This is a genomic window from Caballeronia sp. EK (genome assembly GCF_014384845.1).
Taxonomy (GTDB): domain Bacteria; phylum Pseudomonadota; class Gammaproteobacteria; order Burkholderiales; family Burkholderiaceae; genus Caballeronia; species Caballeronia jiangsuensis.
The window spans coordinates 527,978-546,851 of record NZ_JACSUE010000003.1 but is presented as its reverse complement, the minus strand read 5'-3'; the positions used below and the strand labels follow the sequence as shown (position 1 = coordinate 546,851).

General features: G+C 63.1%; 19 protein-coding genes. 16 read left to right on the top strand and 3 right to left on the bottom strand.

Features of this window, described 5'->3' with window-relative positions:
• The first annotated feature begins 3 nt into the window (after positions 1 to 3).
• The 9 genes from rseP (at position 4) to IAG25_RS11225 (ending at position 9,619) form a co-directional block, all read left to right on the top strand.
• Positions 4 to 1,386 (top strand): RIP metalloprotease RseP, encoded by a 1,383-nt coding sequence (gene rseP, locus IAG25_RS11265; RefSeq protein ID WP_187604906.1) that lies wholly within the window; start codon positions 4 to 6, stop codon positions 1,384 to 1,386.
• A gap of 77 nt (positions 1,387 to 1,463) precedes the next feature.
• Positions 1,464 to 3,776, top strand: coding sequence for an outer membrane protein assembly factor BamA (bamA, locus tag IAG25_RS11260; protein WP_187604905.1), 2,313 nt, complete (start codon positions 1,464 to 1,466; stop codon positions 3,774 to 3,776).
• Between the two features lie 82 nt (positions 3,777 to 3,858).
• A complete protein-coding gene (locus tag IAG25_RS11255) occupies positions 3,859 to 4,389 on the top strand; it encodes an OmpH family outer membrane protein (protein WP_187604904.1) in 531 nt (176 codons plus the stop codon).
• A 28-nt stretch (positions 4,390 to 4,417) separates the two neighbouring features.
• Positions 4,418 to 5,509: a UDP-3-O-(3-hydroxymyristoyl)glucosamine N-acyltransferase gene (lpxD, locus tag IAG25_RS11250; protein ID WP_187605071.1), complete on the top strand. Its 1,092-nt coding sequence runs from the start codon at positions 4,418 to 4,420 to the stop codon at positions 5,507 to 5,509.
• A 124-nt stretch (positions 5,510 to 5,633) separates the two neighbouring features.
• Positions 5,634 to 6,092, top strand: coding sequence for a 3-hydroxyacyl-ACP dehydratase FabZ (fabZ, locus tag IAG25_RS11245; protein ID WP_187604903.1), 459 nt, complete (start codon positions 5,634 to 5,636; stop codon positions 6,090 to 6,092).
• Positions 6,093 to 6,156: 64 nt separating this feature from the next.
• Positions 6,157 to 6,945, top strand: a complete 789-nt coding sequence (lpxA, locus tag IAG25_RS11240; RefSeq protein ID WP_187604902.1) for an acyl-ACP--UDP-N-acetylglucosamine O-acyltransferase — start codon at positions 6,157 to 6,159, stop codon at positions 6,943 to 6,945.
• A 12-nt stretch (positions 6,946 to 6,957) separates the two neighbouring features.
• Positions 6,958 to 8,124, top strand: a complete 1,167-nt coding sequence (gene lpxB / locus IAG25_RS11235) for a lipid-A-disaccharide synthase (protein WP_187604901.1) — start codon at positions 6,958 to 6,960, stop codon at positions 8,122 to 8,124.
• Entirely contained in the window at positions 8,124 to 8,825 is a 702-nt protein-coding gene (rnhB, locus tag IAG25_RS11230) for a ribonuclease HII (protein ID WP_187604900.1), read from the top strand. Before lpxB ends, rnhB begins: the two co-directional genes overlap by 1 nt.
• 17 nt (positions 8,826 to 8,842) lie before the next feature.
• Positions 8,843 to 9,619, top strand: coding sequence for a TrmH family RNA methyltransferase (locus IAG25_RS11225; protein WP_187604899.1), 777 nt, complete (start codon positions 8,843 to 8,845; stop codon positions 9,617 to 9,619).
• A 6-nt stretch (positions 9,620 to 9,625) separates the two neighbouring features.
• Here IAG25_RS11225 and ppsR read toward each other — a convergent pair whose 3' ends face one another.
• Positions 9,626 to 10,444, bottom strand: coding sequence for a posphoenolpyruvate synthetase regulatory kinase/phosphorylase PpsR (gene ppsR / locus IAG25_RS11220; protein WP_035498887.1), 819 nt, complete (start codon positions 10,442 to 10,444; stop codon positions 9,626 to 9,628).
• Positions 10,445 to 10,591: 147 nt separating this feature from the next.
• Between ppsR and IAG25_RS11215 the strand changes: the two genes are divergently transcribed.
• The 4 genes from IAG25_RS11215 to IAG25_RS11200 all read left to right on the top strand — a co-directional run bounded on the left by IAG25_RS11215 (position 10,592) and on the right by IAG25_RS11200 (position 14,834).
• Positions 10,592 to 10,888 (top strand): hypothetical protein, encoded by a 297-nt coding sequence (locus IAG25_RS11215; RefSeq protein ID WP_187604898.1) that lies wholly within the window; start codon positions 10,592 to 10,594, stop codon positions 10,886 to 10,888.
• A gap of 44 nt (positions 10,889 to 10,932) precedes the next feature.
• Positions 10,933 to 13,350: a phosphoenolpyruvate synthase gene (gene ppsA, locus IAG25_RS11210; RefSeq protein ID WP_187604897.1), complete on the top strand. Its 2,418-nt coding sequence runs from the start codon at positions 10,933 to 10,935 to the stop codon at positions 13,348 to 13,350.
• 95 nt (positions 13,351 to 13,445) lie between these two features.
• Positions 13,446 to 13,874, top strand: a complete 429-nt coding sequence (locus IAG25_RS11205) for an NfeD family protein (protein WP_187604896.1) — start codon at positions 13,446 to 13,448, stop codon at positions 13,872 to 13,874.
• Between the two features lie 33 nt (positions 13,875 to 13,907).
• The gene (locus IAG25_RS11200) at positions 13,908 to 14,834 is read left to right on the top strand and encodes an SPFH domain-containing protein (protein WP_187604895.1); all 927 of its coding nucleotides are present in this window, start codon (positions 13,908 to 13,910) and stop codon (positions 14,832 to 14,834) included.
• Between the two features lie 44 nt (positions 14,835 to 14,878).
• Here the strand turns inward: IAG25_RS11200 and smpB are convergent, their stop codons facing one another.
• A complete protein-coding gene (smpB, locus tag IAG25_RS11195; RefSeq protein ID WP_035498881.1) occupies positions 14,879 to 15,328 on the bottom strand; it encodes an SsrA-binding protein SmpB in 450 nt (149 codons plus the stop codon).
• A gap of 119 nt (positions 15,329 to 15,447) precedes the next feature.
• On the opposite strand from smpB, the gene IAG25_RS11190 reads away from it, so the two are divergent.
• Together IAG25_RS11190 and IAG25_RS11185 are read left to right on the top strand one after the other, a co-directional pair.
• Positions 15,448 to 15,885 (top strand): type II toxin-antitoxin system RatA family toxin, encoded by a 438-nt coding sequence (locus tag IAG25_RS11190; protein ID WP_035498879.1) that lies wholly within the window; start codon positions 15,448 to 15,450, stop codon positions 15,883 to 15,885.
• Entirely contained in the window at positions 15,882 to 16,205 is a 324-nt protein-coding gene (locus IAG25_RS11185; protein ID WP_187604894.1) for an RnfH family protein, read from the top strand. The genes IAG25_RS11190 and IAG25_RS11185 overlap by 4 nt, the downstream gene beginning before the upstream one ends.
• A 6-nt stretch (positions 16,206 to 16,211) precedes the next feature.
• On the opposite strand, the gene IAG25_RS11180 is transcribed toward IAG25_RS11185, so the two are convergent.
• Positions 16,212 to 17,192, bottom strand: a complete 981-nt coding sequence (locus tag IAG25_RS11180) for a DMT family transporter (RefSeq protein ID WP_187604893.1) — start codon at positions 17,190 to 17,192, stop codon at positions 16,212 to 16,214.
• Between the two features lie 212 nt (positions 17,193 to 17,404).
• On the opposite strand from IAG25_RS11180, the gene guaB reads away from it, so the two are divergent.
• Positions 17,405 to 18,865 carry an IMP dehydrogenase gene (gene guaB / locus IAG25_RS11175; protein ID WP_187604892.1) on the top strand — a complete coding sequence of 487 codons (1,461 nt, stop codon included), beginning with the start codon at positions 17,405 to 17,407 and terminating at the stop codon, positions 18,863 to 18,865.
• Positions 18,866 to 18,874 lie beyond the last annotated feature (9 nt).

The window sequence follows — 18,874 nt, the reverse complement described above, 5'->3', positions numbered from 1 at the left end:
GTCATGAACTTTTTGACCGAAATCGTCGCCTTCGTCGTTGCGATAGGCGTACTCGTCGTCGTCCACGAATTCGGTCACTACAGTGTCGCGCGACTGTGCGGCGTGAAAGTGCTGCGTTTCTCGGTCGGCTTCGGCAAGCCGCTCGTCCAGTGGGTCAGCAAGAAGACGGGCGTTCAATGGACGATCGCCGCGCTGCCGCTCGGCGGCTACGTGAAGATGCTCGACGAGCGCGAGGTCGATCCCGATAGCGGCACGACGATTCCCGCCGAGGACTTGCCGCGCGCTTTCAACCGCCAGAGCGTTGCCAAGCGGATTGCCATCGTGGCGGCGGGCCCCATCGCCAACTTCCTGCTCGCGATCGCGCTCTTTTCCGCCGTGTTCGCCGGCGGCGTGACCGAACCCGCCGCGATCGTCTCGCAGCCCGCGCCCGACACGGCAGCGGCGCACGCGGGTTTCGAAGGCGGCGAGACGGTTCTCTCGATGCGCGACGCGCAGGGCGGCGAGACGCATCCGATCCGTTCCTGGTCCGATTTGCGCTGGAAGCTGCTCGACGCGTCGTTCGATCATCGTCGCATCGTGCTGACGGCGAAGACGCACGACGGCACCTTCGACTTCCCGGTGACGGTCGCGGGAATCACCGACGAGCAAGCCGATCAGGACTTCATGGACAAGCTCGGCTTCGCGCCGGGCGGCGGCACGTTGACGGTCGCGGGCGTCGAGGCGGGGAGCGCGGCGCAGAAGAGCGGGCTGAAGGCGGGCGACATGCTGCGCGCGATCGATGGCCGCAGCGTCGACAACGCGACGTCCTTCATCGATTACGTGAAAGCACATGGCGCGAAGCCCGTCACGCTCGTGATCGAGCGCAACGGCAAGCGCGAGTCCGTGCAGATCGTGCCCGACCTCAAGCACGATGCATCGACGGGCAAGGAGATCGGCCGCATCGGCGCCGCGCTCGCGAATCAGCTGCCGACCGTGGACGTGCGCTACGGGCCGCTCGAAAGCCTGCGCCTCGGCGTGAACCGGACGTGGGACATCAGCATCTACTCGCTGCGCATGTTCGGGCGGATGATCGTCGGCGAGGCTTCGCTCAAGAATCTCTCGGGACCGGTCACCATTGCCGACTATGCGGGCAAGAGCGCAAGGCTCGGCGTGGCGGCCTTTGTTTCGTTTCTCGCCCTCGTCAGCATCAGTCTCGGAGTGTTGAACTTGTTACCGATTCCGGTATTGGACGGTGGGCATCTGTTATATTATTTGGTTGAGGCTGTTACCGGCAAAGCCGTATCCGATCGCTGGCAGCTGGTTCTGCAAAGGGCGGGCCTGGTCTGCATCGTCGCACTGTCGATGATCGCGCTGTTCAACGACCTCGCTCGTCTGATTCGTTTTTGATCCACTTTGACAATTTCTGGCGGCGCGTTTCGAGCGACCGCCGGAACGAATGCAGCTTTAAATACTGGGGAAGCACGTTGTTCAAACCTCATCGCTTTGTTCCTAAGACGGCTGTGGCCGCGGCACTCGCCGCAACGGGTATGGCGGCACACGCCACCACGCCGTTCGTCGTGCAGGATATTCGGATCGACGGTCTCCAACGCATCGAGCCGGGCTCCGTGTTCGCTTATCTGCCGATCAAGCAAGGCGACACCTTCACCGACGACAAGGCCTCCGAAGCGATTCGCGCACTCTACGCGACGGGCTTCTTCAATGACGTTCAGATCGCCACCGAAGGCAACGTGGTGGTCGTGCAGGTGCAGGAGCGCCCGGCCATCTCGGCCATCGATTTCGCGGGCCTGCACGAGTTCGACAAGGACAATCTCACGAAGGCGCTGCGCTCGGTCGGTCTGTCGCAAGGCCGCTCCTACGACAAGGCGCTCGTCGACAAGGCGGAGCAGGAGCTCAAGCGCCAGTATCTGACGCGCGGCTACTACGCGGCGGAAGTCACGACCACCGTGACGCCTGTCGACCGCAACCGCGTCGCCATTCTGTTTTCCGTCGCGGAAGGTCCGAGCGCGAAGATCCGCCAGATCAACTTCGTCGGCAACAAGGCGGTGAGTTCGGGCACGCTGCTCGGCGAAATGCAGCTCTCCACGCCGAACTGGTTCTCGTGGTACACGAAGAGCGATCTCTACGCGAAGGAAAAGCTCACGGGCGACCTCGAGAACGTGCGCTCATACTACCTGAACCGCGGTTACCTCGAGTTCAGCATCGATTCCACGCAGGTGTCGATCTCGCCGGACAAGAAGGACATGTATCTGACGATCGCCGTGCATGAAGGCGAGCCGTACAAGATCAGCAGCATCAAGCTCTCGGGCAATCTGCTCGACCGCGAAGCCGAGCTCAACAAGCTCATCAAGATCAAACCGGGCGAGCGCTTCTCCGCGGAGAAACTGCAGGCGACGACCAAGGCCATCGTCGACAAGCTCGGCGAATACGGCTACGCGTTCGCGCAGGTCAACGCGCAGCCGCAGATCGATCAGTCGAACCACACCGTGGCGCTCACGCTGCAAGTCGACCCGAGCCGCCGCGTGTACGTGCGGCGCGTGAACATCGTCGGCAATACGCGCACGCGCGACGAAGTGGTCCGTCGTGAAATGCGCCAGCTCGAAAGCTCGTGGTTCGATTCGAGCCGCCTCGCATTGTCGAAGGACCGGGTCAACCGTCTCGGCTACTTCACCGACGTGGACGTCACCACGACGCCCGTGGAAGGCACGAACGACCAGGTCGACGTGGACGTGAAGGTCGCGGAAAAGCCGACCGGCGCGATCACGCTGGGCGCGGGTTTCTCGTCGACGGACAAGGTGGTGCTGTCGGCGGGCGTGTCGCAGGACAACGTGTTCGGCTCGGGCACGAGTCTCGCGGTCAACGTGAACACCGCGAAGACGTACCGCACGCTGACCGTGACGCAGGTCGATCCGTACTTCACGATCGACGGCATCAAACGGATCACCGACGCGTACTACCGCACGTATCAGCCGCTGTACTACTCGACCGATTCGAGCTTCAAGATCATCACGATGGGTGCGGACACCAAGTTCGGCATCCCGTTCTCCGAGCAGGACACGGTGTTCTTCGGCGTCGGCGCCGAACAGAACACGATGGACGTGGACTCGAACACGCCGCAGTCCTACATCAACTACGTGAACGAGTTCGGCCGCGTGGTGAACAACTATCCGCTGACGATGGGCTGGTCGCGCGACAATCGCGACAGCGCGCTCGTCCCGAGCCGCGGCTACTACATCCAGTCGAACGCGGAATACGGCACGCCGCTCGGCAACACGACCTACGCGAAATTCGACGCGCAGTTCCAGTATTACTACTCGTTCGCTCGCGGCTTCGTGCTCGGCTTCAACCTGCAGGGCGGTTACGGCAAGGGCCTGCAAGGTCAGACGTACCCGATCTTCAAGAACTACTATGCGGGTGGTATCGGTTCGGTGCGCGGCTACTCGCCGAGCTCGCTGGGTCCGCGCGACGCGAAGACGAACGACCCGATCGGCGGCTCGCGCATGGCGGTCGGCAACATCGAGCTGACGTTCCCGCTTCCGGGCACGGGCTACGACCGCACGCTGCGCGTCTTCACCTTCCTCGATGCCGGTAACGTCTGGGGCGACCCGAACCAGGGCGGCACGAGCGGCGGTGCGAACGGCTTGCGCTACGGCTACGGTGTGGGTCTCGCGTGGATCTCGCCGATCGGCCCGCTCAAGCTGAGCCTTGGCTTCCCGCTGCAGAAGCACGAAGGCGACCAGTATCAGAAGTTCCAGTTCCAGATCGGTACGGCCTTCTGAACGGTATGCCGACTGTCACGAACTTCATTCATTCAGACGTAACGTGAGGAACACTTTGGGAACCGGTAAGCATTCGAAACATATGGCGCTGGCGCTTGCGTTGTCGATGGTTCTCGGCCTGGGCACGGCGATGTCCGCCAGTGCTCAGGAAGCGCGCATCGCTGCGGTCAATTCGGACCGCATCCTGCGCGAATCTGCAGCGGCGAAAGCCGCTCAGTCGAAGCTCGAGCAGGAATTCTCCAAACGCGACAAGGCGCTGCAGGACATGGCGCAGCGTCTGAAGGCGATGTCGGACAACATCGATAAAAACGGTTCCTCGATGTCGCCGACAGACCGCGCTGCACGCCAGCGCGACCTCGCGCAACTCGACGCGGACTTCCAGCGCAAGCAGCGCGAGTTCCGCGAGGACCTGAACCAGCGCCGCAACGAGGAACTCGCGGCGGTGCTGGATCGCGCGAACAAGGTGATCAAGCAGATCGCCGAGCAGCAGCACTACGATCTGATCGTGCAGGAGGCGGTGTACGTGAGTCCGCGCATCGACATCACGGATCAGGTGCTGAAGGCGCTGGCCGCGGGCGCGACCGGCACGGGTTCGCTCACGAGCCCGAACTGACGAGGACTGAGACGAGATGGCATCAGGCATGGCGATCACGCTCGACGAACTGGTGAAGCGCTTCGGCGGCGAGGTGGTCGGTGACGGCGCGCACGCGGTCGGGAGTCTCGCACCTCTCGACAAGGCTGGCTCGGCACAGCTCGCGTTTCTCGCGAATCAGAAGTATCTGCCGCAGGTCGAGACGACGCGCGCCGGCGCGGTGCTGATTTCCCCGGCCGATCTCGAGAAGGTGACGAATCGCGCGGGCAGTAATTTCATCGTCACGCCGAACCCCTACGCTTATTTCGCGCGCGTGGCGCAGGCGTTCATCGATCTGGCGACGCCCAAGGCCAGGCCGGGCGTGCATCCCAGCGCCTATGTCGATCCGAACGCGAAGGTCGCGGCGAGCGCCGTGATCGGACCGCACGTGACGGTGGAGGCGGGCGCCGTCATCGGCGAGCGCGTGAAGCTGGATGCGGGCGTGGTCGTCGGCCGGGGCGTGAAGCTCGGCGACGACGTGCATCTGTATCCCAACGTCACCGTCTATCACGGCTGCAAGTTCGGCGCGCGCGTGATCGTGCACGCGGGCGCGGTGATCGGCGCGGACGGCTTCGGCTTCGCGCCGGATTTCGTCGGCGAGGGCGATGCGCGCACCGGCAGCTGGGTCAAGATTCCGCAGGTCGGCGCGGTGGATATCGCAGACGACGTGGAAATCGGTGCGAACACGACCATCGATCGCGGCGCGATGGCGGACACCATCATCGAGGAATGCGTGAAGATCGACAACCTCGTGCAGATCGGTCACAACTGCCGCATCGGCGCGTACACGGTGATCGCCGGCTGCGCGGGCATCGCGGGCAGCACGAACATCGGCAAGCATTGCATGATCGGCGGGGCGGTCGGTATCGCGGGCCATGTGACGCTCGCGGACTATGTGATTGTCACGGCGCAATCCGGCGTCTCGAAATCGCTTCTGAAGCCGGGCATGTACACGAGCGCGTTTCCGGCCGTGCCGCACGGCGACTGGAACAAGAGCGCGGCCATCATGCGCAATCTGGACAAGCTGCGCGATCGCATCAAGTCGCTGGAAACGGCGCTCGCCGATACGGCCAAGCGTGGCGATACGAGCGGCGACGAATAGGCAAGACCTCGCGCAGAGCGGGCTCATCCAAGCCGCCGAAGCGCCAAGAGCAATTCCGGGCGGGCGTCCGATACGGCCCGCCATCCAAATTTCCGCGCCTGACGCGCGCGTGAGCAGAACGACCATGAGCACAGAAAAAATCAATCTCGACATCCACAAGATCCTCACGCTGCTGCCGCATCGCTACCCGATCCTGCTCGTGGACCGCGTGCTCGAACTCGAGCCGCACAAGAGCATCAAAGCGTTGAAGAACGTGACGATCAACGAGCCGTACTTCCAGGGCCACTTCCCGACGCGGCCGGTGATGCCGGGCGTGCTGATCCTCGAAGCGCTCGCGCAGACCGCGGCGCTCCTGACCTTCGCGGAAGAGCCGCACGATCCGAGCAACACGCTCTATTACTTCGTCGGCATCGACGGTGCGCGCTTCAAGCGCGTGGTGGAACCGGGGGATCAGTTGATCCTCAACGTCCACTTCGAGCGGTACATGCGAGGCATCTGGAAGTTCAAGGCGCGCGCCGAGGTCGATGGCGCGACCGCGGCCGAAGCCGAGCTCATGTGTACCGTCAAGAGCACGGACGCCTGAGCGCAACTGCGTTCACTCCGCGTTCATCGTAACAAGCAGCACGAACAGCATAGGCGAAATGCGCATGAGCAAGATTCACCCAACCGCGATCATCGAGCCGGGCGCCCAGCTCGACGAATCCGTCGAGATCGGGCCGTACGCGATCGTCGGTTCGCACGTCGTGATCGGCGCGGGCACGACCGTCGGCTCGCACAGCGTGATCGAAGGCCACACGACGATCGGCCGCGACAATAGCATCGGCCATTACGCATCGATCGGCGGCCGTCCGCAGGACATGAAGTACAAGGGCGAGCCGACGCGCCTCGAAATCGGCGACCGCAACACCATCCGCGAATTCACGACGCTGCACACGGGCACGGCGCAGGATCAGGGCTTGACGTCGATCGGCAGCGATTGCTGGATCATGGCGTACGTGCACGTCGGCCACGACTGCCGGCTCGGCGACAACGTCATCATGTCGAGCAACGCGCAACTGGCCGGGCACGTGTTCGTCGGCGATCACGCGATCATCGGCGGGATGTCGGGCGTGCATCAGTTCGTGCGCATCGGCGCGCATTCGATGCTCGGCGGCGCCTCGGCGCTCGTGCAGGACGTGCCGCCCTTCGTCATCGCGGCCGGCAACAAAGCTGAGCCGCACGGCATCAACGTCGAAGGACTGCGCCGCCGCGGCTTCACGCCCGAGGCAATCTCGGCGCTGCGTTCGGCGTATCGCATCGTCTACAAGAGCGGTCTGTCGCTCGAAGAGGCGAAGGTGCAGTTGAAGGAACTGAGCACGGCAGGCGGCGAGGGCGACGAACCCGTCACGGCATTTTCCGATTTCATCGCGGCGTCGCAGCGCGGCATCATCCGCTAGACACGCCGCCCGATGACCCTGATCACCAACCCGCCACGCATCGCGATGGTCGCGGGCGAGCCCTCTGGCGACCTGCTCGCGGCTTCGCTGCTCAAGGGCCTCACGCAAACCCTGCCGGAAGGCACGCGTTATAGCGGCATCGGCGGCCCGCGCATGACAGCCGAAGGCTTCGAAGCGCACTGGCCGATGGACAAGCTGACCGTGCGCGGCTATGTCGAAGCGCTGAAACACATCCCCGAAATTCTCGGCATCCGCAACGAGATCAAGCGTCAGTTGCTCGCGGAGCCGCCGTCGGTGTTCATCGGCGTGGACGCGCCGGATTTCAATTTCGGCCTCGAACAGCCGCTGCGCGAAGCAGGCATTCCGACCGTGCATTTCGTGTGTCCGTCGATCTGGGCGTGGCGCGGCGGCCGCATCAAGAAGATCGTGAAAGCGGTCGATCAGATGCTGTGCGTGTTTCCGTTCGAGACCGCGCTGCTGGCGAAGGCGGGCGTCGAGGCGAGCTACGTCGGCCATCCGCTCGCCGACGAAATTCCGCTCGAACCCGACGTCATGGGCGCGCGCCGCGAACTCGGCATCGCGCAGGGCGGGCCGGTGATCGCCGTGCTGCCGGGCAGCCGCCGCTCGGAAATTTCGCTGATCGGTCCGACCTTCTTCGATGCAATGGAGCTGATGCAGCGTCGCGAGCCCGGCGTGCGCTTCTTGATGCCCGCGGCGAATCCGGCGTTGCGCGAGTTGCTTCAGCCGCTCGTGGACGCGCATCCGAAACTTTCGCTGACGATCACCGATGGCCGCGCGCAAACCGCGATGACCGCCGCCGACGCGATCCTCGTGAAAAGCGGCACGGTGACGCTGGAAGCGGCGCTGCTCAAGAAGCCGATGGTCATCTCGTACAAGGTGCCCTGGCTGACGGGCCAGATCATGAAGCGGCAGGGTTATCTGCCGTATGTCGGTTTGCCGAACATCCTGGCGGGCCGTTTCGTCGTGCCGGAAATCCTTCAGCACTTCGCGACGCCCGAGGCGCTCGCCGACGCAACGCTGAAACAGTTGAACGACGACGCCAACCGCCGTACCCTGACGGAAATCTTCACCGACATGCACATCGCGCTGCGCCAGAACACGTCGCAGAAGGCGGCCGAGGCGGTCGCGCGAGTGCTCGAAACGCGGAGACCGCGATAATGGCGGCGAAACCCTCGGCTCAGGCGGGACTCGATTTCAGTTCACCTTTCGACATCATCTGCGGTGTCGATGAGGCGGGGCGCGGTCCGCTGGCCGGTCCGGTCGTGGCGGCGGCCGTGATTTTCGATCCTGCGAAGCCGCGCATCAACGGTCTCGACGATTCCAAAGTGCTGACCGCCAAAAGGCGCGAGGAGCTCTACGAGAAGATCGTCGATCGCGCGCTCGCGTTTTGCATCGCGTCGGCGAGCGTCGAGGAAATCGACACGATCAACATCCTGCACGCGAGCATGCTCGCGATGAAGCGCGCGGTGGAAGGCCTTTCGGTCGCGCCGACGCTCGTCAAGGTCGACGGCAATCGCTGCCCGACGCTGTCGATTCGCGCCGAAGCCGTGATCGGCGGCGATGCGCTCATCAAGCAGATTTCGGCGGCATCGATTCTCGCGAAGGTCACGCGAGATCGCATGCTGGTCGAGCTTCACGAAACCTTTCCGGTGTACGGCTTCGATGCGCATGCCGGCTACGGCACGCCGCAGCATCTCAGGGCGCTGCGCGAGCATGGCCCGTGCGAGCATCATCGGCGTTCGTTCGCGCCGGTGCGCGAGGCGCATATCCGCTTCGGCTCGGTGCTGCCCGAGCTCGCGCCGGAAGTGCTTCAGGTCGCCGCGGCGCTCGAAGACGACCCTGATTCGCTCGCTTTCTGAGCGGCACTCAATCCAACGTGAAATCCATCACTTCGCGGGACAATCCGCTCTATAAGCGCATCAAGGCGCTGGCCGGCTCGACCGCGCAGCAGCGTCGCAGCGGCCATGCGCTGCTCGAAGGCCTGCATCTGGCGTCGGCCTATCTCGATGCAGCCGGCCAGCCCGAAACGTGCGTGGTCACCGAAGGTGCGCTCACGCATGAGGAAGCCCGCGACATCGTCGCGCGTATCGAGGAAAAGCGTGTCGTCGTGTTGCCGGACGCGCTCTTCGGACAGCTTTCGAGCGTCGTGCACGGCGTCGGCATGCTGTTGCTCGTCGAGAAAATCGATGCCGAACTACCCGCGCGCGTCGCCGAAACCTGCGTGATCCTCGACGGCATCCAGGACGCGGGCAACGTCGGCTCGATTCTGCGCAGCGCGGCGGCGGCGGGCATCACGCGTGTGTTTTGCGCGCCGGGCACCGCGTACGCGTGGTCATCGAAAGTACTGCGCTCGGGCATGGGCGCGCACTTCCTGCTGGATATTTTCGAAGACGTGGATTCCGCGGAGCTGATCGCGCGGCTCGATGCGCCCGTGACCATCACCGATTCGCACGGCGCGGTCGCGCTCTACGATTGCGATCTGTCGGGCGCGCTGGCGTGGGTATTCGGCAATGAGGGCGCGGGCGTGTCGCAGGTCTGGCGCGATGCCGTGACGCATCGCGTGACCATTCCGCAGCCGGGCGGGATGGAGTCGCTCAACGTGGCGGCCGCGGCGGCGATCTGTCTTTTCGAGCAGTGCCGCCAGCAGCGCTGAGCATAATCAGTAATACGACGGCCGTTCCGGCTTGATTTCCTGCAGGATCGTCGTGGCGATTTCCTCGATCGACTTGTGCGTCGACGAAAGCCACTTGACGCCCTCGCGCTTCATCATCATTTCCGCTTCGTTGATCTCGTAGCGGCAGTTCTCCAGCGCCGCGTACTTGCTGCCCGGGCGACGCTCGTTGCGAATTTCCGCGAGCCGCTGCGCATCGATCGAAAGGCCGAACATCTTCGCCCGATGTTCGAGCAAAGGCGTAGGCAGCTTGCCGCGCTCGAAGTCTTCGGGAATCAGCGGATAGTTCGCGGCCTTCACGCCATATTGCATCGCCAGATAGAGGCTCGTCGGCGTTTTGCCGCTGCGCGATACGCCGACCAGAATGACATCGGCATCGGCGAGGTTGCGGTTGGACTGGCCGTCGTCGTGCGCGAGCGAGAAGTTGATCGCCTCGATGCGATTCTTGTATTCCTCGGTGTCGGCATTCTGGTGGACGCGGCCCATCGCGTGCGTCGACTTCATTTCCAGTTCGTGTTCGAGCGGCTCGATGAAGGTCTGGAACATGTCGAGGACGAGCGCGTTGCAGCCCTTGACGACTTCGTTCGACGCGCTGTCGACGAGCGTGGTAAAGACGATCGGACGGCGGCCATCGAGGTCCACAACCTCGTTGATCTTTTCCACCGTCGCGTACGCCTTGTCGATCGAATCGACGAACGGCACGCGCACGAGCCGGAATTTTTGATCGAACTGGGCGAGGATCGAATGCGCGAAGGTTTCGGCAGTGATCCCGGTCCCGTCGGAAACGATGAATACGGAAGGCGGCATCGGCAAAAGACCAAATGGGGAACGAGTTTGGGCGGGCGCGCTCAAACGGTAACACGCGAAATAGACCGCGGGAACGCCCTGCACGGCTCACGAAAGCGCCTGTGTTACATTGTTTGCCCAGCGGTGTGCGCCGGCGAACCGAGCGGCGTGAAAGACTTCGATTTTGCCGTGGAATTACTGTCTCTGCCGAAACAAATTAAGAATCGGCACGGTAGAATAGCGGCAACCTGTTCGATAAGCAATTGCGGACAAATTGATTCGGATTTTCGTCAAATCGCGGTGGGTTCGTCGGTTTTGGCAGCAAAAACCTACGATTTCGAGCAGATTTCAGACGTCCCGCTTCTTTTTGCAACGCGCCCGGCTCCGGTGACGCGCTCCCCGATGGTTTATCAAACAGGTTGTACGAGATGCGGCCGCGCTTCCAATGAGCGCCGCTGCATATGAGCCCACTCGTGCGATCGTGAATTCCATCCACCTTAGGGGCTTGTATGACTAACGCAGTTAATGTTGCGAAAGATGTCGCAAAGGATCAGGCGTATGTAGTTCCATTCGAGCAGTTGCGAATGACCGACGTGGAAATCGTCGGTGGCAAGAATGCGTCGCTCGGCGAAATGATCAGCCAGCTTTCCGAAGCGGGCGTTCGTGTGCCGACGGGCTTTGCCACAACTGCGCTCGCATTCCGCGACTTCCTCCAGCACAACGACCTGACCGAGCGCATCGCCAAGCGTCTCGAAACGCTCGACGTCGACGACGTGAAATCCCTTGCCGAAGCGGGCAAGGAAATCCGCCAGTGGATCGTCGACGCGCCGATGCAGCCGCGTCTCGAAGACGAAATCCGCCGCGGTTTCGAAGTGCTTCAGAACAGCTCGCCCGAAGAGCTTTCGTTCGCCGTGCGCTCGTCGGCGACCGCCGAGGACTTGCCGGACGCATCGTTCGCGGGCCAGCAGGAAAGCTATCTGAACGTGGTCGGCATCGAGGACGTGCTCGATCGCATGAAGCACGTGTTCGCGTCGCTCTACAACGACCGCGCCATCTCCTATCGCGTCCACAAGGGCTTCACGCATGCCGAAGTCGCGTTGTCGGCGGGCGTGCAGCGCATGGTCCGCTCGGACGTCGGCGCGGCGGGCGTGATGTTCACCATCGACACCGAATCGGGCTTCAAGGAAACCGTGTTCATCACGTCGAGCTACGGCCTCGGCGAGACGGTCGTGCAGGGCGCGGTGAATCCGGACGAGTTCCACGTCTTCAAGACCACGCTGGAACAGGGCAAGTACCCGATCATCCGTCGCTCGATCGGCTCGAAGCTCATCAAGATGGAGTTCACGAAGCCGGGCGAGCCGGGCCGCGTGAAGACCGTCGACGTGCCGCACGAGCAGCGCAACCGCTTCTCGATTACCGACGAAGACGTGATCGAACTCGCGAAGTACGCGGTGATCATCGAGAAACACTACGAGCGTCCGATGGACATCGAGTGGGGCAAGGACGGCCGCGACGGCAAGATCTTCATTCTCCAGGCGCGCCCTGAGACGGTGAAGAGCCAGGCGTCCGGCAAGGCCGAGATGCGCTTCAAGCTGAAGGGCCAGTCGAACGTGCTGGCGACGGGCCGGGCCATCGGCCAGAAGATCGGCGCGGGCCCCGTGCGCGTGATTCACGATCCGTCGGAAATGGAACGCGTGCAGCCGGGCGACGTGCTCGTCGCCGACATGACCGACCCGAACTGGGAGCCGGTGATGAAGCGCGCATCGGCCATCGTGACGAACCGCGGCGGACGTACGTGCCACGCGGCGATCATCGCGCGTGAGCTGGGCGTGCCGGCGGTGGTCGGCTGCGGCGACGCCACCGACGTGCTGAAGGAGGGCGCGCTCGTCACGGTATCGTGCGCGGAAGGCGACGAAGGCAAGATCTACGACGGCCTGCTCGAAACCGAAGTCACGGAAGTGCAGCGCGGCGAGTTGCCGAAGATTCCGGTCAAGATCATGATGAACGTCGGCAATCCGCAGCTTGCGTTCGACTTCGCGCAGTTGCCGAACGCGGGCGTGGGTCTGGCGCGGCTCGAGTTCATCATCAACAACAACATCGGCGTGCATCCGAAGGCGATTCTGGAGTACCCGAACGTCGACGCCGATCTGAAGAAGGCAGTCGAGAGCGTCGCGCGCGGTCATGCGTCGCCGCGTGCGTTCTACGTCGACAAGCTGACGGAAGGCATCGCCACGATCGCGGCCGCGTTCTATCCGAAGCCCGTCATCGTGCGTCTGTCGGACTTCAAGTCGAACGAGTACAAGAAGCTTATCGGCGGTTCGCGCTACGAGCCGGATGAAGAAAACCCGATGCTCGGTTTCCGCGGCGCGTCGCGCTATATCGCGGAAGACTTCGCCGAAGCATTCCACATGGAATGCATCGCGCTGAAGAAGGTGCGCGAGGAAATGGGTCTGGACAACGTGCAGATCATGGTGCCGTTCGTGCGCACGCTGAACCAGGCGGATCGCGTGATCGAACTGCTGAAGAAGTTCGGTCTCGAGCGCGGCAAGAACGATCTGAAGCTCGTGATGATGTGCGAGGTGCCGTCCAACGCGATTCTCGCGGAGCAGTTCCTGGAGCGCTTCGACGGCTTCTCGATCGGCTCGAACGATCTGACGCAGCTCACGCTCGGCCTTGATCGCGACTCCGGCATGGAACTGCTCGCGGCGGACTTCGACGAGCGCGACGAAGCGGTGCTGTTCATGCTCAAGCGCGCGATCGAAACGTGTCTGCGGCTGAACAAGTACGTCGGCATCTGCGGACAGGGGCCGTCCGATCATCCGGACCTCGCGGAGTGGCTCGCGAAGGAAGGCATCGAATCGATGTCGCTGAATCCGGACACGATCATCGAGACATGGCAGCAACTGGCGAAGACCTTGTCAAAATAAGTCAGCAGCGCCTTTCCGGTTGCTTTCGGAAAGGCGCGAGCGTGCTATAAAAACACCCCGGACTTCTCCGGGGTGTTTTCGTTTGGAGACCGGCGATGCTAACGAGTGGACTGATTTGGTGGGTCGCGGCGGGCGCGCTGATCGTCGCGGAGCTGTTCACCGGCACGTTCTATCTGCTCATGATCGCGCTGGGCATGATCGCGGGCGGCATCGCTTATGTGTCCGGCGCGCTGCCGCATGTGCAGATGGGCGCGGCGGCCGTCATTGCACTGATCGCCGTCGTGGTTTTGCGGCGCTCGCGCTTCGGTAGCTGGAAGGGGCGCGACGCATCGCGGGATGCGGCCGTGAATCTCGATATCGGCGCGACGCTGGAAGTGGATCAATGGCGCGATGGCCACGCGCGCGCAATGTATCGCGGCGCGCAGTGGGACGTCGAACTCGCGCCGGGCGAAACCGAAGGCGCGCGGTACTACCGCATCACGGCGCTGGACGGGAACCGGCTGATCGTCGCGGCCAAACGCTAGACACGCTCGCTCACTATAAGAAGGAGTCACACAATGTATTTCGCGCTCATCGTGCTCATCATCGCCATCGTGATCGTGGTGAACACGGTCAAGATCGTTCCTCAACAGCATGCCTGGGTGCTGGAGCGATTCGGCCGCTATCACGCGACGCTCACGCCGGGTCTGAACATCGTGCTGCCGTTCGTCGATCGCATCGCCTACAAGCACATGCTGAAGGAGATTCCGCTCGAAGTGCCGAGCCAGGTGTGCATCACGCGGGACAACACGCAGTTGCAGGTAGACGGCGTGCTGTACTTTCAGGTGACGGACGCGATGAAGGCGTCGTACGGTTCGAGCAACTTCGTGTTCGCGATCACGCAGTTGTCGCAGACGACCTTGCGTTCGGTCATCGGCAAGCTGGAGCTCGACAAGACGTTCGAGGAGCGCGACTTCATCAACCAGAGCATCGTGAATGCGCTCGACGAAGCCGCGTCGAACTGGGGCGTGAAAGTGCTCCGTTACGAGATCAAGGATCTGACGCCGCCAAAGGAAATCCTTCACGCGATGCAGGCGCAGATCACCGCCGAGCGCGAAAAGCGCGCGCTGATCGCCGCATCCGAAGGCCGCAAGCAGGAGCAGATCAATCTGGCCGCCGGCGCGCGTGAAGCCGCGATCCAGAAGTCCGAGGGCGAGCGTCAGGCGGCGATCAATCAGGCGCAGGGCGCGGCGTCGGCGATTCTCGCGGTGGCCGAGGCGAACGCGCAAGCCATTCAGAAAGTCGGCACGGCGATTCAGACGACGGGCGGCATGGAAGCGGTGAACCTGAAGATCGCGGAGCAGTATGTCGGCGCGTTCGGCAATATTGCGAAGACGGGCAACACGCTGATCGTGCCGGGCAACCTGTCCGATATGAGTTCGATGATCGCGTCGGCGTTGACCATCGTGAGAGGCGAGGGCGGCGGCGTCATCAAGAAGAGCTGACGCGCGGCAAAAGCAAACGGGGCGCTCAAGGCGCCCCGATTCGTTTAACGCGAAGCCGTGCGCATCAGGCGCCCGCGCTCGCGTTCCCAGTCGCGCTTCTTTTCGGTCTCGCGCTTGTCGTGCAGCTTCTTGCCCTTCGCGAGCCCGATCTCGCACTTCACGCGGCCGTCCTTGTAATGGAAGTTGAGCGGCACGAGCGTATGTCCACGTTGCTCGACCTTGCCGATGAGCTTGTCGATCTGGTCGCGATGCAGCAGCAGTTTGCGCGTGCGCACCGGATCCAGGTTGGCGAACTTCGATGCCTCGGGCAGCGGGCTGATATGCGTGCCGATCAGAAAGAGCTCGCCGTGCTTGATCACGACATAGCCTTCCTTGATTTGCGCTCGGCCCGCGCGCAGCGCCTTGACTTCCCAGCCTTCGAGCACGAGACCGGCCTCGTAGCGCTCTTCGACGAAGTAATCGAAGAAGGCTTTTCTGTTGTCGATGATGCTCATGAATGGAAAGTGCCCAACTCGTTTAAAATCACGATTTTAGCAGCGTGCCGTCCGGCAGACGAACTCCGGCCGTGTTCTCTTGCGCGTTGCAGCCCAATTCAGCCACCGCTGCGCCCTATATGGCAGACGTCCAGAAAACCGTATTGATCCGCCATTCGGCGGAAGAAATGTTCGACCTCGTCACCGATGTCGCCGACTACCCCAATTTCCTGCCCTGGTGCGGTGGCGTCGAAATCGGCCGCCAGGATGAAAACGGCATGGAAGCGAAGATCGACATCAGCTTCAAGGGCATCAAGCAGCACTTCGCGACGCGCAACACGCAGAAGCGTCCGACCACCATCGATATGGAGTTCCTGAGCGGCCCTTTCAAGAAGTTCACCGGTTACTGGCGCTTCACGCCGCTGCGCGCGGACGCGTGCAAGATCGAATTCGCGCTGCACTACGAATTCTCCAATGTGATTCTGGAGAAACTCATCGGGCCGGTCTTCAGCCATATCGCCAACACGTTCGTCGATTCCTTCGTGAAGCGCGCGGACCAGCGCTACGGCAAGCGATGATGCATATCGACGTCTGCTACGGCCTGCCCGATCGCGCGTTTCTGAAGCGTGTCGAGTTGCGCGAGGGCGCGACGGTGCGCGATGCAATCGACGCGAGCGGCGTGCTGCTCGTCCATCGCGATATCGATCTGTCGACGCAAAAGGTCGGCGTGTTCGGCAAGGCGAAGGCGCTTGACGCGGCGCTCGCCGACTTCGATCGCGTGGAGATTTATCGGCCGTTGAAAGTCGATCCGAAGGCCGCGCGCCAGCGTCGCGTCGACAAGGCGCGCAAGGCTGGTTCGATCGAAGGGCGCAAGTGGCACTCGAAGGATTCGCGCTGAGCCGTTTCAATGCGCGGGCGCTTCCTTCGCGCCCGCCGGCGCGGGCTCCAGCGTGTGTTGTCTGACCGACCAGAGTACGCCCACAAGCAGCAGCACGATCGCGAGCACTTCCGGCGTACGCGGCCAGCGGCCGTCGTAGACGAAAGCGTAGAGCAACGCGAAGAGCGTTTCGAAGACGATCATCTGACCTGCGAGCGTGAGCGGCAGGCGTTTCGCCGCCGCATTCCACAGCATGTTGCCGAGCCACGAACCGCCGGTCGCCAGCGCGAAACACACGATCCAGAACACGTGCCAGCGCGCGGCCGGCACGCTCGCCTGAACCGTGCCCGCGGGCAGCATCCAGACGACGGCGCCGAGCACGAGGCCCAGGAGGCCCGTCACGATGCCCCAGAGCACGGACCACTCGTTACCGTCGAAGTGGCGATTTGCTTGCAGATAGCGTGCGTTGACGACCGCGTACCACGTCCACGATGCGAGCGCGCCGAGGGCGCACGCGAGACCGGTCAAGCGCGTGAGCACGCTCGCCGCATGCTCGCTACCGCTCGACGACGACACCACGTCGCTGAACACGTCCAGGTTGATGCACGCGATGCCGGCCAGCACGAGCAGCAAAGGTCCGACGAGCCGCCTGAGATCGATTGCGCCGTGGTCGCGCCGTCCGGCGAGCGTGACCGTGACGGGCAGAATCCCGACGATCAGCGACGAAGGCGCGACGCCCACCAGTTGCACCGCGCTCGCGAGCAGCATGTAGTAGAGCAGGTTGCCGACCAGCGCCAGCTTCACGAGCGCGATGAAATCGGCGCGCGTGAGTTTGGCGAAGAGCCTGCGGGCGAACGGCAGCGCGACCGCGAGCGACACGGCGCCGTACATCAGATAGCGTCCGACGCTCAGCGCGAGCGGCGAAAAATCCGGCAGGAGCCGGGGCGCGAGAAAGATGAAGCCCCAGATCGCTCCCGCTGACATTCCGTACATCACACCGCGCTGCATTGCCCGACTCCCTGTCGTTATTTCATCTGACGGCACGAAGCGTAGCCCTGGCCCCGGCCGGCCGTCTTGTCGAAAACTGCATATGCGCGAGCACCCGACACGCGGGCGCGGACGGCCCGGATTTTGCGGCCGAACGGCCTAAGCTGCTGTTCGGGCAGTGAAAATGCAGGGAACTATCGGTATAATCTGCTTTTGCGCCCATAGGATTTGCCATGCGTCTGATCCAGAAAGCACTCACGTTCGATGACGTGCTCCTCGTGCCCGCGTTTTCCAGCGTTCTCCCGCGCGACACCAGCCTGAAATCACAGCTGACCCGCAATATTTCCCTGAACATGCCTCTCGTGTCCGCCGCCATGGACACGGTCACCGAAGGCCGGCTCGCCATCGCGATGGCGCAGATGGGCGGCATCGGCATCGTTCACAAGAATCTCACTGCCAAGGAGCAGGCCCGCGAAGTCGCGAAAGTGAAGCGCTTCGAGTCGGGCGTCGTGCGCGATCCGATCACAATTCCGCCGCAGATGCGCGTGCGCGACGTCATTGCGCTGACGCAGCAGCATGGCATTTCGGGCTTCCCGGTGGTCGAGGGCGCGCAACTCATCGGCATCGTCACGAATCGCGACCTGCGTTTCGAAGAACGTCTCGATGAGCCGGTGCGCAACATCATGACCCCGCGCGAGCGTCTCGTGACGGTCAAGGAAGGCACGTCGCTCGCCGAAGCGAAGGCGTTGATGCACGGCCATCGCCTGGAACGCGTGCTGGTCGTCAACGATGCGTTCGAACTGCGCGGCCTGATGACCGTGAAAGACATCACCAAGCAGACAGAAAACCCGGACGCCTGCAAGGACGAAGACGGCAAGCTGCGTGTGGGCGCGGCGGTGGGCGTCGGTCCGGATAACGAAGAGCGCGTCGACCTGCTGGCGCAGGCGGGCGTCGACGTGATCGTCGTCGATACCGCGCACGGTCACAGCCAGGGCGTGCTCGAACGCGTGCGTTGGGTCAAGCAGAATTACCCGCACGTTCAGGTCATCGGCGGCAATATCGCGACGGCGGCGGCGGCGAAGTCGCTCGTCGAATACGGTGCGGACGCGGTGAAGGTCGGTATCGGCCCGGGCTCGATCTGCACGACGCGTATCGTCGCGGGTGTCGGCGTGCCGCAGATCACGGCGATCGCCAACGTCTCCGAAGCGCTGCGCGGCACCGGCGTGCCGGTCGTCGCCGACGGCGGCGTGCGCTTCTCGGGCGACGTCTCGAAGGCGCTCGCGGCAGGCGCGAACGTCGTCATGATGGGCAGCATGCTCGCGGGCACGGAAGAATCGCCGGGCGACGTGTTCCTGTATCAGGGCCGTCAGTACAAGTCGTACCGCGGCATGGGATCGGTCGGCGCGATGAAGGACGGCGCGGCGGACCGCTACTTCCAGGACAACTCGGCGAACATCGACAAGCTCGTGCCCGAAGGCATCGAAGGCCGTGTAGCCTACAAGGGCTCGGTCAACGCGATCCTGTTCCAGATCGTCGGCGGGGTGCGCGCGAGCATGGGCTATTGCGGTTGCCGCACGATCAACGAAATGCACGAGAAGGCGGAATTCGTGCAGATCACGGCGGCCGGCATGCGCGAGTCGCATGTGCACGACGTGCAGATCACGAAGGAAGCACCCAACTATCACGTCGACTAATCGCGCGGA